Here is a 15,104-nt window from a genome sequence, read left to right as displayed (position 1 = left end):
TGAGCGCGCCCGTCGCGGCCCCGCCGCGTACGGGTGGGCTACTGGGCACCGACCCTCAGCGGGGAGACGCGGCCCTCCACCAGGGCCGCCAGTCCGTTGACGGCGCTCAGCTCGGGCTGGTCTGCGATGTGCACGGCCATGCCCGTGACCTGGCGCAGCCACTCGTCGAGCCCGGGGAGCCGCGAGCTGCCCCCGGCCAGCACCATGCCGCGCTCGGCGAGGTCGGCGACGAGGTCGGGCGGGCAGCGGTGGAGCACGTCGCGGATCGCGTCGGAGAGCGCGGTCAGCGGGATCTGGACCGCGGCCCGTACATCGGACGCGTCGATGCTCACGGTGCGGGCGAGGCCCGTCGTCACATCGCGGCCCAGCACCTCGGACGCCTGGCCCGTCGTGCCGCCGCCGTTGAGCGCGAGGTGCAGGGGGCGGACGGCCTGGCTGGGCAGCAGCAGTTCGTGGTGGTTGCGCAGGTGCTGGACCATGGCGCGCTGGATGGTGTCGCCGCCCATGGCGACGCTGGACGCGGCCACGATCGAGCCCAGCGAGAGCACGGCGACCTGCGTGCTCGTCGCGCCGCAGACCAGGATCATCGTGGCCTCGGGCTGCTCGACGGGCAGCCCGCAGCCGACGCCGGCGGCCGTCGGCGCGTCCACCAGCTCGACGCGGCGCGCGCCCACGCCCGTCAGGGTCTCGACGAGGGCGCGGCGCGCGAGCGGGTCCGCGTCGTACGGGGTGGTGACGGCGGTGCGCAGCATGGCGCCCCAGCGTCGCCAGGCCCGGCGCACCGAGGTGCCCACGAGGGCCCGCAGCATGCGCTGGGCCATCTCGGTGTCGATGACGGTGCCGTTGGAGACGGGGCGGACGACCCGGATGTAGTCGGGCGTGCGGCGGTCCATCTCGTCGGCCGAGGTGCCGACGGCGAAGAGCGCCCCGGTGAAGGTGTTCACGGCGACGACGGACGGCTCGTCGACGACGAGCCCCGCCTGCTTGATGTAGACGCGCGTCCGGCTCGACCCGAGGTCGACGGCCACGGAGCAGCGGCGCAGGTTGTCGAGGCTGTAGGTCACTGAGGTTCCGGTCCTTCCCGATGGGCGGAGAGCGGCCGGGCCGAGCGCGGAGCGTGGCCCGATCATCATCCTGCGTGCACGGGAACGGCCCCGCGCGCCGGGCTGAGCCGGACGGGCGAGGCCGTTTCTGGCGGAGTGTCAGCGGACGGTTCTGGCGGGGCGTCAGCCGACGGTTCTGACGGCCCTGGCGGGTGTCAGCCGACGGGACGGGGCCGCGCCTTCGGAGCCCCCGGTCCCTTCGGTCCCTCCGGCGCCTCCGTCCCCTCCGCCCCGTCCTGCCGCCCGTCGTCCTCGCTGAACTGGGTGCGGTAGAGCTGCTCGTAGCGCCCGCCGAGCGTCAGCAGGTCCTCGTGGGTGCCGCGTTCCACGATGCGGCCCTCCTCCAGCACGAGGATGGTGTCGGCTGCCCGCACCGTCGAGAGCCGGTGGGCGATGACGATCGAGGTGCGCCCGGCCAGTGCCTCGGCCAGCGCCTCCTGGACGGCCGCCTCCGAGGTGGAGTCGAGGTGCGCCGTCGCCTCGTCCAGGATGACGACGCGCGGCCTGGCCAGCAGCAGCCGCGCGATCGTCAGCCGCTGCCGTTCGCCGCCCGAGAGGCGGTAGCCGCGTTCGCCGACGAGGGTTTCGAGGCCGTCGGGGAGCGAGGCGACGAGCCCGTCGAGGCGTGAGCGGCGCAGCGCGTCCCACACCTCCTCGTCCGTGGCCTCGGGGTGGGGCAGCAGCAGGTTGGCGCGGATGGTGTCGTGGAAGAGGTGGCCGTCCTGAGTGACCATGCCGAGGGTGTGGCGCAGGGATTCCGCGGTCAGGTCGCGTACGTCGGTGCCGCCGATCCGCACGGTGCCGGTGTCGGCGTCGTAGAGGCGCGGCGCCAGCGAGGCGATGGTGGACTTGCCCGCGCCCGACGAGCCGACGAGGGCGACCATCTGGCCCGGCTCGGCGCGGAACGAGATGCCGTGCAGCACCGTCTCGCCGCCACGCGTGTCCAGCGTGGCGACCTCCTCCAGGGAGGCGAGGGACACCTTGTCGGGCGAGGGGTAGGCGAAGCCGACGTCCTCGAACTCCACCCCGACCGGGCCCTCGGGCACCTCGACCGCGTCCGGCTTCTCGGTGATCAGCGGCTTGAGGTCCAGCACCTCGAAGACCCGCTGGAAGCTGACCAGCGCGCTCATCACCTCGACGCGGGCGCTGGCCAGCGAGGTCAGCGGGGCGTAGAGGCGGGTGAGCAGCAGGGCGAGGGAGACGACGGCACCGGCGTCGAGGGAACCGCGCAGCGCGAAGACGCCGCCGAGCCCGTAGACGAGGGCGAGCGCGAGGGCCGCGACGAGGGTGAGCGCGGTGAAGAAGACCTCCTGGAGCATGGCCGTACGGACCCCGATGTCCCGCACGCGCCCGGCCCGCTCGGCGAACTCGGCCGACTCCTCGTCGGGCCTGCCGAAGAGCTTGATGAGGGTGGCGCCCGGCGCGGAGAAGCGCTCGGTCATCTGGGTGCTCATCACGGCGTTGTGGTTGGCGCGCTCCCGCTCCAGCCTGGCCAGCCGGGTGCCCATGCGCCGCGCGGGCAGCACGAACAGCGGCAGCAGCACGAGCGCGAGGAGCGTGATCTGCCAGGACAGGCGCAGCATCACCGCGAGCGTGAGCAGCAGCGTCACCAGATTGCTGACGACCCCGGAGAGCGTGTTGCTGAACGCGCGCTGCGCGCCGATGACGTCGTTGTTGAGGCGGCTGACCAGCGCGCCCGTGCGGGTGCGGGTGAAGAAGGCGACGGGCATCCGCTGCACGTGGTCGTAGACGGCGGTGCGCAGATCGAGGATCAGACCCTCGCCGATACGGGCCGAGAGCCAGCGGGTCAGGATCCCGGTCCCGGCCTCGGCGACGGCTATCACCGCGATCAGCACGGCCAGCGTGACGACGGTGCCGGACGCGGCGCCGTCGACGATCGCGTTCATGACCTTGCCCGCGAGGAGCGGGGTGGCGACGGCGAGGAGCGCGAGGACGCTGCTCAGGAGGAGGAAGGCCACCAGTTTGCGGCGGTGGCCGCTCGCGAACCTGAGGATGCGGGCGACGGCGGCGCGCGAGAAAGGGTGTGCGTCCTCCAGTGCGTGGCGCGAGTTGTACAGCGCGTTCCACGCGGTCATCTCCATGCTCATGGCGCTCTCCGGTCCGCTCGGTTCGGTTGTGGTGGTGCGGTGCTTGTGCGGTGCGTCGTCCACGACCGTAGAAGTTGAAGGAAGCTTCAAGTCAAGGCTTCTGTCCGGAGCATGGCACCGAAGCGGGAGCGGCGGTACATAAAAAGGAGGTACATAAAAGGGGAGAGCGCCCGGACCGCTGGTGCCGTGGCCCGTGCCACGGCACCAGTCCGGGACGGGTCCGGTTCAGGTGCGGCTCACCAGCTCGACTTGCGCACCCCCGGCAGATATCCGGCGTGCGCCTGCTCGCGGACGTTGATCCGCGAGAGCCCGAACGCGCGCAGGTGCCCGCGCGGGCGGCCGTCGACGCTGTCCCGGTTGCGCACGCGGGTGGCGCTCGCGTCGCGCGGCTGGCGGCCCAGCTCGCGCTGCGCGGCGAGCCGTTCGTCCTCCGGTGTCCGCGGGTTCCGGATGACGGCCTTGAGTGCGGCGCGACGTGCGGCGTAGCGGGCGACGACGAGCCGCCGCTTCTCGTTCTTCGCGATCTTGCTCTGCTTCGCCATCAGACCCGGCCTCCCCGTGCGCGGATACGGGCGACCGCGGCCTCGATGCCGATGACGTCCACGGTCTTGATGCCCTTCGTGCTGAGCGTGAGCCGCACGTGGCGGCCCTCGCTGGGCAGCCAGTAGCGCTTGCGCTGCACGTTGGGGTCGAAGCGGCGGCTGGTGCGGCGGTGGGAGTGCGAGATGTTCTTGCCGAACCCGGGCTGGCGTCCGGTGAGCTGGCAGTGCGCGGACAAGGGCCGGCCTCCTCTCTTATTGAAAACGATTGTCGTTTGTGTAGAGTAGCCCATATGGCACGCAACGAACTACGGCCCCTGATCAAGCTCCGCTCCACGGCAGGCACCGGCTACACCTACGTGACCCGCAAGAACCGCAGGAACGACCCCGACCGCCTGGAACTGCGCAAGTACGACCCCGTCGCGCGGCGCCACGTCGCCTTCCGCGAAACCCGCTGACCCGCTGCCCCCGCTCACCCGCTCGACCCGCCGACCGGCGAGGAGAACCCCCATGAAGCCCGGAATCCACCCCACGTACCAGCCCGTCGTCTTCCGTGACCGCGCCGGCGACTTCGCCTTCCTCACCCGGTCGACGGCCACCAGCGACAAGACCGTCGAGTGGGAGGACGGCCGTACCTACCCGGTGATCGACGTCGAGATCTCCTCGGCGAGCCACCCCTTCTACACGGGCACGGCCCGCGTCATGGATACCGCGGGCCGCGTCGAGCGCTTCGAGCGCCGCTACGGCAAGCGCGAGCGCGGAGAAGACCTCTGATGGCGGGCGCGGAAGAGGCGGGCGCCCCGCACGCGGGCCCGGGCCTGATGCCCGTCGTCCTCGTCGCCGGGCTGCACGCCGAGGCCAGGCAGGCGGCCGTCGAACGGCTGCTGACCACGGTGCCCACGAGCGTCGCGCTCCACCACGACCTGACGGCAGCGGCGGCGGCCGGAGCCGTGCGCCGCACCGTGCGCTCGGCGCGGGGCGTACTGGACGAGGGCGAGGCGCCGCTCGTCAACGACTGCGCCTGCTGCGCCCTGCGCGAGGACCTGGTGCCCGAGCTGGAACGGCTGGCGGACACGGGCGCGTGCGGGCTGGCCGTCGTCGAGCTGTGGGACTCGGTGGAGCCGCGCGCGATGGCCGAGGTCATCGACGCGCACGGCGGGCCCGGGATGCGTCTGACCGGGGTCGTCACGGCGGTCGATCCCGCGCTGCTGCTCCCGTACCTCGGCAACGGCGACGACCTCGCCGAGGCCGGGCTCGCCGCGGCGCCCTCCGACCAGCGCACGGTGGGCGACACCTTCGCGCGGCAACTGGAGTACGCGCCCGTGCTCGCCCTCGCCGACGGTGCGGAGGAGGCCGAGGGCGCGGACATGGCGCTGCTGGCGCAACTGCACCCCGTCGCCGACCAGGTGCGCGTGGACGCGCCGGACTTCGCCCGCGCCGCGACCGTCGGCTTCGACGTCGCCGCCGCCGCTGCCCGTCAGCACCCCGCCTGCGCGCTGCTGCCGCAGGAGGCGGACGCGGAGGGCGTGGCCACGCTCGTCTGGGAGCGGCGCAGGCCCTTCCACCCGGAGCGGCTGTACGCGGCGCTGGAGGACCTGACCTGCGCGGCAGTCCGCAGCCGTGGCCGCTTCTGGCTCGCCGACCGCCCCGACACGCTGCTCTCCTGGGACGCGGCCGGCGGCGCGCTGTGCGTCGAGAACGCCGGGCCCTGGCTCGCCTCGCTGCCGGACGCGGCCTGGGAGCTGGTGCCGCCGGTACGCCGCGCCGCCGCGGCCCTCGACTGGCACCCCGAGCACGGCGACCGCGGCCAGCACCTGGTCTTCACGGCGCCAGGGCTCGACGTGGACGGGCTGCGCGAGCTGCTCGACTCGTGCGTGCTCACCGACGCCGAGTACGCGGGCGGGCCCGACGCGTGGCGCCGCCTCCCCGCGGCCTTCGACGAACTGCTCGACCCCGTCTCGTAGCGCCGCCCCGGCCGCCCGCCCCCTCACCCCCCCCCGCAAAGGAACAAAGGAACGCACGCGCATGGCCCGTCGAACCCCGCACCACAAGCCCGTCAAGAGCCGCAGGAACCCGCTCGACGCGGCCGGGATCACCTACATCGACTACAAGGACACCGAACTGCTGCGGAAGTTCATCTCCGACCGCGGCAAGATCCGCAGCCGTCGCGTCACCCGCGTCACGGCCCAGCAGCAGCGGCAGTTGGCCCGCGCGATCAAGAACGCCCGCGAGATGGCGCTGCTCCCGTACGCCTCCCGCTGAACGCGGGGGCCGCGCCGACAGGTGAGCCGCAGGCACGCCGCGGGCCCCTCGGGGCGCCGTCCGGAGCATGGTCCGGGCGGCGCCCCTTTTCGTACTCGATCCGCGTCCTTCGCCGCCCTTCCGGCCTTTCCTCCGGGGTGCGTGATGGACCCCGTGTGACGGGTGGTCACCTGTGTGCGACCCGCTTTGACCGGCTGTGATGAGGCCGCGACAGGGTGTCGTGCACGTGCATTGGCACATGCAGAGGCACGTGAACGACGTTATGATCCCCGTCAGTTGGGCGGTTCGGCACTGCCCTGCGCCGCCCCCCACAGCACTAGTCCCGGGAGATCCAAGTGCCTCACGCGTACAACGGCATGGCCGCCAGGGACCTCCCCGAGGTCGCGTGGCAGAAGAGCCGTCACAGCAACTCGCAGGGGACCTGTGTGGAGTTCGCCAAGCTCCCCGGCGGGGACATCGCGGTGCGCAACTCGCGCTTCCCCGACGGTCCCGCGCTCGTCTACACGCCCGCCGAGATGGAGGCGATGCTCCTGGGCGTGAAGGACGGCGAGTTCGACCACCTCGTGCGGGACTGATCCGCTCCGCTCCACCGCGTCGCGCGGAACGCGGTCAGTTCCGTACGTGTGCCCGTGCGGCTGCCCGTAAGCGTGCTCGGGCGTCCTGGAGGACGCCTTTTCCGCGTACGGGGTTGCTCCGGGGCGCGGAATCGCGCCAGAGCGAGGAGGGTGACGGGGAAGGCGACGGGGCGGAGAACCCCGTCACGGATGTCACGGGTCGAGCCGGGCCGTCACGGGTTGAGCCGGAACAGGGCCCAGACGACCTTGCCCGCGAGGGCTCCGGACAGCGGGTGCCAGCCCCAGCTGTCGCTGAACGAGCCGACGAGATAGAGGCCGCGCCCCGACTCGGCGGAGAAGTCCACCAGTTCGTCGTCGCCGCAGGCGCGCGTCTCCGGCGCCTTGTCGCTGGGGTCGCGCACCGCGCACACCAGCCGCGCCGACCAGCGCATCAGATGCAGCCGCACCTGCGGCTCCTGCTCGGGCCGCGCCCCGGCGGGCCCCTCCTCGGCGGGCAGCGCGTGGCGCAGCGCGTTCGTCACCAGTTCCGAGACGACGAGCGCCACGCTGTCGAACTCGGTCACCAGGTCCCATCTCAGGAGCGTCGTCCGCGTGAACTCGCGGGCGCTCTTGACCGCTTCGTAGCGTGGGGGAAGTGCACAGGACGCCGAGCCGGAGACGGCTGTCGGGTCGAGAGGCGGGAGCCCTTGCCATAAAGGCTCTAGCACGGTCGATCCTTCGGTCCCCATGACGAGCCACTCCTGGCGTTCGCGGCAGTGTCGATCCTGTGTGGATCCTGTCGGCTGTGCTCCTCCGGACGGGTCTCGCTGCACAGTGCTGAACGCGTCGCCAACGTGCCTGGCACCGAGTGCACTTGTGCTTTCCCCCATGGTTCCCAATGCCCACAGCAGATGCAAGGGCAGATGCACGTGCACGCGATACTTTCGATCGTCTGTAACCGCACGGGCACGCAACGGAGCGCATTGATGGCACACTGCCCTTCAGGCAGGGGCGGAGGGCTGATCGAAATGGAAACGAAAGCGGCAAGCGGTGTGAATAGCGGCGTCAATGGGGCGAGTAGCTCAAGTGGGTCGATGGTGCGACGCATCCTGCTCGGGTCCCAGTTGCGGCGGCTCCGCGAGGCGCGGGGCGTGACCCGTGAGGCCGCCGGATACTCGATCCGAGCCTCCGAGTCCAAGATCAGCCGGATGGAGCTGGGCCGGGTGAGTTTCAAAGCGCGCGACGTCGAAGATCTGCTCACGCTCTACGGAGTCACCGACGAGGCCGAGCGCGAGCCGCTCCTGGGCCTCGCCCGCGAGTCCAGCATCGCGGGCTGGTGGCACACGTACAGCGACGTGCTGCCCGGCTGGTTCCAGACCTACGTCGGGCTCGAAGGCGCCGCGTCCCACATCAACACCTACGAGGTGCAGTTCATCCACGGGCTGCTCCAGACCGAGGACTACGCGCACGCGGTCGTCACGGCCGGGCACAAGGAGCACATTCCCCAGGAGGAGGTCGAGCGCCGCGTCGCGCTGCGCCAGGAGCGGCAGAAGCTGCTGCTCGGCGAGAACGCGCCGCACTTCCTCTGCGTGCTCGACGAGGCGGCGCTGCGCCGCCCGTTCGGCAGCCGCGCCATCATGGACGCGCAGCTCCGGCACCTGGCCGAGATCTCCGAGCGGCCCAACGTCACGGTCCAGGTCGTCCCCTTCGAGCTGGGCGGCCACCCGGCGGAGAGCGGCGCCTTCACGCTGCTGCGCTTCCCGGAGTCCGACCTGAACGACATCGTCTACCTGGAGCAGCTCACCAGCGCCCTGTACCTGGACAAGCGGGACGAGGTCGCGCAGTACGAGCAGGTACTGGAGCGGCTGGTGGACAACAGTCTGTCCCCGTCCGAGACCCGCGAGCATCTCCACAGAATCCGCCAACTCGCGTAAGAGACAAGTACGATGACATGCCATCAGCACCGAGCTGAGTGGTGCCGCGCCGTGCGGCGCCGCGTCGCCCCTTCCAGCCCCCAGAAGGAATGGCATGTCCTACTTCACGGACTTGGCGCTTCAGTACATCGACGGTGAGTGGCGTCCGGGGAACGGCTCCTGGGACATCATCGACTTCAACCCGTACAACGGGGAGAAGCTGGCGTCGATCACCGTCGCGACCGTCGACGAGATCGACCAGGCGTACCGCGCCGCCGAGCGTGCCCAGGGGGACTGGGCCGCCACCAATCCGTACTCCCGCCGGCTGGTCTTCGAGCGTGCGATACGCATCATCGAGGAGAGCGAGCAGGAGATAACGGAGGCGATCATCGCCGAGCTGGGCGGCACCCGGCTCAAGGCGGCCTTCGAGCTGCATCTGGCCAAGGAGTTCCTGCGCGAGGCGATCCAGCTCGCGCTGCGCGCGGAGGGCCGCATCGTGCCCTCGCCCGTCGACGGTAAGGAGAACCGCGTCTACCGCGTCCCCGTGGGCGTCGTGGGCGTCGTCTCCCCCTTCAACTTCCCCTTCCTCCTCTCCCTGAAGTCGGTGGCGCCCGCGCTCGCCCTTGGCAACGCGGTCGTCCTCAAACCCCACCAGAACACCCCGGTGTGCGGCGGGGCGCTCGTCGCCAAGGTGCTGGAGGAGGCGGGGCTGCCCCCGGGGCTGCTGAACGTCGTCATCACCGACATCGCGGAGATCGGGGACGCGCTGCTGGAGCACCCGGTGCCCAAGGTCATCTCCTTCACGGGCTCCGACAAGGTCGGCCGGCACGTCGCCACCGTCGCGGCGAGCCACTTCAAGCGGGCGATCCTCGAACTGGGCGGCAACAGCGCGCTGATCGTCCTGGACGACGCCGACGTCGACTACGCGGTGGACGCGGCCGTGTTCAGCCGCTTCGTGCACCACGGGCAGGTCTGCATGGCGGCGAACAGGCTCGTCGTGGACCGCAGCGTGGCCGAGGAGTTCACGGCGAAGTTCGTCGCCAAGGTGGAGGGTCTGAAGGTCGGCGACCCGGAGGACCCCAGCACGCACATCGGCCCGCTCATCAACTCCTCCCAGGCCGAGAGCGTCAACGCGCTGGTCGAGCAGGCCGTGGCGGGCGGCGCGACGGCGTTGCTGCGCGGCACGGTCGACGGCAACGTCGTCTCGCCGAGCGTCCTCACCGACCTGCCCGACGACTCGCCCGCGCTGCGCGAGGAGATCTTCGGGCCCGTCGCCGTGATCATCCCGGTGGACGGCGAGGAAGAGGCCGTGCGCGTGGCCAACGACACGCCCTACGGGCTGGGCGGCGCGGTGCACACCGGCGACATCGACCGGGGCATCCGGGTGGCGCGGCGCATCGACACCGGCATGGTGCACGTCAACGACTCGACGGTCGCGGACGAGCCGATCGTCCCGTTCGGCGGCGAGAAGAGCTCGGGGCTGGGGCGGCTGAACGGGGACCAGATGGTGGAGGCGTTCACCACCACCAAGTGGATCTCCATCCAGCACGGCCGCAGCGGCTTCCCCTTCTGATCCTGACTGATTCTGACCGGCCGGATTTTTTGGGCCGGCCGGGCCGGTTTCCGGTCCGCCCCGGCCGTTACCCGTTACCCGTCGGCCGTCACCCGTCCTGCGCCGCCTCCCGGAGGGTGTCACGGAGGTCGGCGGCGCGGGTGAGGTCGTCGCTCAGCGCCGCCCGCTCGGCGGCGCCGAGCCCGTCCTCGGCCTTCCGCACCTCGGCGAGCAGCGAGGCGGCGAGCGCGGGATCGTCGAGCGTGCAGGCGAGGTCGGCCCGCAGGACGAGCGCCTTGAGGCGTTCGGCCGTCGAGGCGGGTGTGGCGGTCGCGAGCGCGTGGTCGAGGATTCTGGCGCCCTGGGCCGCGTCGCCCTTGGCGCCCCTGGAGACGCCGAGCAGCCACGCCTGGCGCAGCGCCCGCGCGAACTTCTCCTTGGGCATGGGTGCGTGGTCCATGCTCTCGCCGTTGGGCTGGCCGATCCGCACACAGTTGCCGCCGGGGTCGGTGAGCAGGAACTGCCGCACGCCGTACGAGGTGTCCTTGAGCTGCCCGAGCCGCGGGACGCCCCGGGTGGGCACGCGGCCGTAGGCGCGCTTGAGACCGGCGCGGAAGGCGGCGTACAGCTCGTCGACCCGCTCGGTCAGTACGTAGCAGGTGCTCCAGGACTCCTCGGGGACCACGGACTTGTGGCCGAAGAACTGAAGCTCGAAGCCGTCGCCTTCGGCGCCGTAGCGGAGCGAGGCGAACGGGTTGGGCCTGGTCTGGAGATGGGTGGTCTCGAAGCCGAGCGTCGCGTAGAAGTCCACGAGTTCCGGGACGGAGGGGCACGGGAGGATCGGGATCGTCTGCTCTCTCTGGTCGCCCATGGGGCGAGGCTAGACACGCCAGCAAGGCTAGTCAAACTTGATTACGTGCGCCGTCTAGTCTGGTCCAGGACACGGGATGACACCTTGTGTCAAGGACCGGGCGCGGAGGCGTGAAGGCGTGAGGACGCGCGGGTGCGGAGGCGCGGCGGCGCGCAGGTGCGGAGAGGGAGACGATGTCGGCGATCCGGCTGCTGGTGCTGGGAGCGGTGCGCCAGCACGGGCGGGCACACGGCTACATGGTCCGCAACGACCTGGAGTTCTGGGGCGCCCACGAGTGGTCGAACGCCAAACCCGGGTCGATCTACCACGCGCTGAAACACATGGCCAAGCAGGGACTGCTCCGCGCCCACGAGACCGCGCCGAGCACGGCGGGCGGCCCGCCGCGTACGGAGTACGAGCTGACCCGCGAGGGCGAGGCCGAGTTCATGAGGCTGCTGCGGCACGCGCTCACGTCGATCGAGGAGAAGCAGGACATGCTGACCTCGGGCGTGGGCTTCCTCGTCGATCTGCCCCGCGAGGAGGCCGTCGCGCTGCTCAAGGAGCGGGTGGCGGCGCTGGAGGCGTGGCGGAGCGAGGTCACGCGGCACTGGCGGCCTGAGGAGGGCACGCCCGCCGAGTGGGGCCACATCGGCGAGATCATGGACCTGTGGGTGCACAACTCCGACAGCGCCGCCGCGTGGACGCGTGGCCTGATCGCGCGGCTGGAGGGCGGCGCGTATGTCATGGCGGGCGAGGGCGAGCGGACCCCGGACGTACTCGCCGAGGGCGTGCCGAACCCGTTCGCGGACGAGTAGCCCCCGGGTCCGGGACCCGGGGCTTCCGGCCTTCGCCGCCGGGGCTTGCACCTCACGTGGCGTGAGGCGGCACCGTGGTCGCCGTAAGGGAAGCGAAGGAGACGGGCATGAGCTACTCCGTCGGCCAGGTCGCCGCGTTCTCCGGAGTGACGGTGCGCACGCTGCACCACTACGACGAGATCGGGCTGCTGACGCCGGGCGACCGCACCCACGCGGGGCACCGGCGCTACAGCGACGCCGACCTGGACCGGTTGCAGCGCGTCCTCTTCTACCGGGAGCTGGGCTTTCCGCTGGAGGAGGTCGCCGTGCTGCTCGACGATCCGGAAGCGGATCCGATGGCACATCTGCGCCGCCAGCACGAGCTGCTGGAGTCGCGGATCGGCAAGCTGCGGGAGATGGCCGAGGCCGTCGAACGGGCCATGGAGGCACGGAAGATGGGGATCAACCTGACACCCGAGGAGAAGTTCGAGGTCTTCGGGGAGTTCGACCCGGACCAGTACGCGGCGGAAGCGGAACAGCGGTGGGGCGGCACGGACGCCTACCGCGAGTCGCAGCGCCGCACGGCGCGCTACACCAAGGACGACTGGAAGAGCTTCCAGGAGGAGTTCGACGGTATCCACCGGCGGATCGCGGACCTCCAGGCGAGCGGCGCACCGGCGGACTCCGCCGAGGCGGTGGCGCTGGCCGAGGAGCACCGGCTGTTCATCACGCGCACCAACTACGCGTGCTCGCGCGAGATGCACGTCAAGCTCGGCGAGATGTACGTCGAGGACGCGCGCTTCACCGCGTACTACGAAAAGATCCGGCCAGGTCTCGCCGTCTACATGAGGGACATCATGCGGGCGAACGCCGCACGCGGCGAGTGACGGCGGACGGCACGCGGCCGTGCGGGGGAGCGAGGGCCCGTCTCGGGGAGGCGGGCCCTCGCCACGTCCGTACGGGCCAGGTCGGGCGCCGCACCCTCGTGGGTCCGTGACCGGGCGGCTCCACGACGGCTCCACGACGGCTTCGCCACGGTCCGTGAACCACAGGGCATCGTCATGTCCCGGACACGGCCGTGCGCGCGAGTCGACGGGCGCCGTGACGGGTGCGTCCAGGGCCGTCCGGGTTGCGCCGCACGGCTGCATCTGGGGCGCGGTCAGGGCGAGGTGCCCTGACGGAGGCGTCGGATCGACGTACGACTGACAGTTCAGCGACATCGGACCGATCCGACCACAGGGCCCCGATCGCCGGGCCCGGCGGCGCGACGGGGGACCGCGCGGCGGATCAGGAAGGGGTACCGGGTGCGGGTTTCGGCTGGACAGTCGCGGGTCACGTGAGTTCACGTGGGCAGAAGTGACCCATGCGCCGAGCGTCCCACCCACCGACCGTCAAAGGCAGTGAAACGGAACCCACCTTATGCTTCGGTTCGTAGGCGAACCCGGGACAGGGCCTGCGCTTGTGCGGGCAGAATCACCCCACCTCCACCACGGTTGGAGGGAACCGCCCGTACCTGACCCGGCGTCGAGCATGTGGCATCAAATGGAGGCTTAACGTCTCAAGAGGTAAGGAGCGGACAGAAAGTGGTCGGGGACCCCAAGCGGAACGGCGGGGCAGGAGAGCCTGCGGACAGCCCGGAGGACGCCAAGCCGCTCTCGGACGAGGCGCACAGCGCGTTCACGCCGCCGCTCGGCGTGCCCATGCCGCCTCCCCCCGAGGACGAGTCCCCCACCTCCGAGTTCGCCGTGCCCGAGGGACTGCTGACCTCACCGCCGCAGGAGTTCAGCAACGCGTTCACGCCGCCCGACGGCATCCCCCAGATCGGCCCGCTCGCCCGTCCTGGCACGCCCTGGCAGGACCGCATGCGGACCATGATCCGCATGCCGCTCGCGGAGCGGCCCGCGCTCGACCGGCCGACCAGGACCGAGGAAGCGGAACCCGGATTCGCCGTCCCGCGCGTCCTCGACCTCACGCTCCGCATCGGCGAGCTGCTGCTCGCGGGCGGCGAGGGCGCGGAGGACGTCGAGGCGGCGATGTTCGGCGTGGCCCAGGCGTACGGCCTGGACCGCTGCGAGCCGACCGTGACCTTCACCCTCATCTCGATCACCCACCAGCCCTCGCTGGTCGACGACCCCGTGACGGTCGGGCGCACCGTGCGCCGCCGGGGCACCGACTACACGCGGCTGGCCGCCGTCTTCCGGCTCGTCGACGACATCACCAAGGGCGACGTCTCCCTGGAGGAGGCGTACCGCCGCCTCGCCGCGATACGGCGTAACCGGCACCCGTACTCCAAGGGCGCGCTCACCATGGCGAGCGGCGCGCTCTCCGGCGCCGCGTCCATGCTCGTGGGAGGCGACGGGCTGGTCTTCGTGCTGGCCGCGCTGGGCGCGATGCTCGGCGACCGGCTCGCGTGGATGTGCGCCGGGCGCGGGCTGCCGGAGTTCTACCAGTTCGTGGCCGCCGCGATGCCGCCCGCCGCCATAGGGGTCACGGTCGCGCTGACCCTTCCGGGCGACTCGTCCCAGTTCAAGGCGGCGGCCGTCATCACCGGTGGACTCTTCGCGCTGATCCCCGGGCGGGCGCTGGTCGCGGCCGTGCACGACGGGCTGACCGGCTTCTACATCACCGCAGCGGCGCGCCTGCTGGAGGTCGTCTACCTCATCGTCGGCATCGTCTGCGGCGTCCTGCTCGTCCTCTACATCGGCGCGCAGCTCAGGGCCGAGCTGGTCCCCGACCAGCTCCAGCGCGAGGAGCGCCCGTTCATCCAGCTCTTCGCGGCCATGCTGCTGGCGCTCGCCTTCTGCGTGCTGCTTCAGCAGGAACGTCACACCGTGCTGCTGGCCACGCTGAACGGGGGCGTCGCCTGGGTGGTCTACGGCGCGCTGCACGACGTCGGGCCCGTGGACACGGTGCCCTCGACGGTGGCCGCCGCCGGACTGGTCGGCCTCTTCGGCCAGTTGCTGTCCCGGTACCAGTTCGCTTCCTCGCTGCCGTACATCACGGCTGCGATCGGGCCGCTGCTGCCTGGTAGTGCGACGTACTTCGGGCTGCTGAACATCGCGCAGGGCGAGATGGACAAGGGGATCCAGCACCTGTCGCAGGCGGCGGCGATCGCGCTGGGCATCGCGATCGGCGTGAACCTCGGGGGCGAGCTGGCCCGGCTCTTCATCAAGACGCCGGGCGTCGACACCCCCCTCCCGGGCCGCCGCGCGGCCAAGCGCACCCGAGGCTTCTAAGGAAACGGTTCCCCTTCGCGGGGTGCGGAAGGAAACGGGGGGTTGCCCCTGCACGCTGGTGTGCCCCTTCACGGGGTGCGGGGTGAAGGCCACACGGGGTGCGTGTTTCTGGTGGGGGTGCGCCCTGCCGGTGCCCCTTTGGGGTTTCGTCAGCGATGCTCAGGCCGGTGGCACGGGTTGTGCCCACCCTCCC

General features: G+C 71.3%; 16 protein-coding genes. 10 read left to right on the top strand and 6 right to left on the bottom strand.

Annotation, left to right across the window (positions count from 1 at the left end; genetic code table 11):
- Positions 1-38: 38 nt before the first annotated feature.
- The 4 genes from ACYVOO_RS02535 to rpmB form a co-directional block, all read right to left on the bottom strand.
- Positions 39-1,064: a rod shape-determining protein gene (locus ACYVOO_RS02535; protein WP_461014010.1), complete on the bottom strand. Its 1,026-nt coding sequence runs from the start codon at positions 1,062-1,064 to the stop codon at positions 39-41.
- 194 nt (positions 1,065-1,258) lie between these two features.
- Positions 1,259-3,211 (bottom strand): ABC transporter ATP-binding protein, encoded by a 1,953-nt coding sequence (locus ACYVOO_RS02530; protein ID WP_461014009.1) that lies wholly within the window; start codon positions 3,209-3,211, stop codon positions 1,259-1,261.
- Between the two features lie 236 nt (positions 3,212-3,447).
- A complete protein-coding gene (gene rpsN, locus ACYVOO_RS02525; RefSeq protein ID WP_453349594.1) occupies positions 3,448-3,753 on the bottom strand; it encodes a 30S ribosomal protein S14 in 306 nt (101 codons plus the stop codon).
- A complete protein-coding gene (gene rpmB, locus ACYVOO_RS02520) occupies positions 3,753-3,989 on the bottom strand; it encodes a 50S ribosomal protein L28 (protein WP_461014008.1) in 237 nt (78 codons plus the stop codon). The genes rpsN and rpmB overlap by 1 nt, the downstream gene beginning before the upstream one ends.
- 54 nt (positions 3,990-4,043) lie before the next feature.
- On the opposite strand from rpmB, the gene rpmG reads away from it, so the two are divergent.
- The 5 genes from rpmG to ACYVOO_RS02495 all read left to right on the top strand — a co-directional run bounded on the left by rpmG (position 4,044) and on the right by ACYVOO_RS02495 (position 6,587).
- A complete protein-coding gene (gene rpmG, locus ACYVOO_RS02515; protein WP_461014007.1) occupies positions 4,044-4,208 on the top strand; it encodes a 50S ribosomal protein L33 in 165 nt (54 codons plus the stop codon).
- Positions 4,209-4,260: 52 nt separating this feature from the next.
- Positions 4,261-4,524: a type B 50S ribosomal protein L31 gene (locus tag ACYVOO_RS02510; protein ID WP_461014006.1), complete on the top strand. Its 264-nt coding sequence runs from the start codon at positions 4,261-4,263 to the stop codon at positions 4,522-4,524.
- Positions 4,524-5,714 (top strand): CobW family GTP-binding protein, encoded by a 1,191-nt coding sequence (locus ACYVOO_RS02505; protein WP_461014005.1) that lies wholly within the window; start codon positions 4,524-4,526, stop codon positions 5,712-5,714. Before ACYVOO_RS02510 ends, ACYVOO_RS02505 begins: the two co-directional genes overlap by 1 nt.
- Positions 5,715-5,775: 61 nt before the next feature.
- Complete coding sequence (gene rpsR, locus ACYVOO_RS02500) at positions 5,776-6,012, top strand: 30S ribosomal protein S18 (RefSeq protein WP_453349599.1); 237 nt, start codon at positions 5,776-5,778, stop codon at positions 6,010-6,012.
- A gap of 335 nt (positions 6,013-6,347) precedes the next feature.
- The gene (locus tag ACYVOO_RS02495) at positions 6,348-6,587 is read left to right on the top strand and encodes a DUF397 domain-containing protein (RefSeq protein ID WP_453349600.1); all 240 of its coding nucleotides are present in this window, start codon (positions 6,348-6,350) and stop codon (positions 6,585-6,587) included.
- A gap of 212 nt (positions 6,588-6,799) precedes the next feature.
- Here the strand turns inward: ACYVOO_RS02495 and ACYVOO_RS02490 are convergent, their stop codons facing one another.
- Positions 6,800-7,315, bottom strand: a complete 516-nt coding sequence (locus ACYVOO_RS02490) for an ATP-binding protein (protein ID WP_461014004.1) — start codon at positions 7,313-7,315, stop codon at positions 6,800-6,802.
- Between the two features lie 345 nt (positions 7,316-7,660).
- Here ACYVOO_RS02490 and ACYVOO_RS02485 point away from each other — a divergent pair, with 345 nt between their 5' ends.
- Positions 7,661-8,500 (top strand): helix-turn-helix domain-containing protein, encoded by an 840-nt coding sequence (locus ACYVOO_RS02485; RefSeq protein WP_461014003.1) that lies wholly within the window; start codon positions 7,661-7,663, stop codon positions 8,498-8,500.
- 94 nt (positions 8,501-8,594) lie between these two features.
- The gene (locus tag ACYVOO_RS02480; protein ID WP_461014002.1) at positions 8,595-10,052 is read left to right on the top strand and encodes an aldehyde dehydrogenase family protein; all 1,458 of its coding nucleotides are present in this window, start codon (positions 8,595-8,597) and stop codon (positions 10,050-10,052) included.
- 88 nt (positions 10,053-10,140) lie between these two features.
- Here ACYVOO_RS02480 and ACYVOO_RS02475 read toward each other — a convergent pair whose 3' ends face one another.
- The gene (locus tag ACYVOO_RS02475) at positions 10,141-10,902 is read right to left on the bottom strand and encodes a bleomycin resistance protein (protein WP_461014001.1); all 762 of its coding nucleotides are present in this window, start codon (positions 10,900-10,902) and stop codon (positions 10,141-10,143) included.
- Positions 10,903-11,075: 173 nt separating this feature from the next.
- Here ACYVOO_RS02475 and ACYVOO_RS02470 point away from each other — a divergent pair, with 173 nt between their 5' ends.
- The 3 genes from ACYVOO_RS02470 to ACYVOO_RS02460 all read left to right on the top strand — a co-directional run bounded on the left by ACYVOO_RS02470 (position 11,076) and on the right by ACYVOO_RS02460 (position 14,911).
- The gene (locus ACYVOO_RS02470; protein WP_461014000.1) at positions 11,076-11,696 is read left to right on the top strand and encodes a PadR family transcriptional regulator; all 621 of its coding nucleotides are present in this window, start codon (positions 11,076-11,078) and stop codon (positions 11,694-11,696) included.
- 107 nt (positions 11,697-11,803) lie between these two features.
- Positions 11,804-12,562 (top strand): MerR family transcriptional regulator, encoded by a 759-nt coding sequence (locus ACYVOO_RS02465; RefSeq protein WP_461013999.1) that lies wholly within the window; start codon positions 11,804-11,806, stop codon positions 12,560-12,562.
- 696 nt (positions 12,563-13,258) lie between these two features.
- Positions 13,259-14,911 (top strand): threonine/serine exporter family protein, encoded by a 1,653-nt coding sequence (locus ACYVOO_RS02460; protein ID WP_461013998.1) that lies wholly within the window; start codon positions 13,259-13,261, stop codon positions 14,909-14,911.
- Positions 14,912-15,104: the final 193 nt, after the last annotated feature.

Source organism: Streptomyces daliensis, assembly GCF_054782395.1.
The sequence above is the reverse complement of the archived record's forward strand: the minus strand, read 5'-3'. Positions and strand labels throughout refer to the sequence as shown.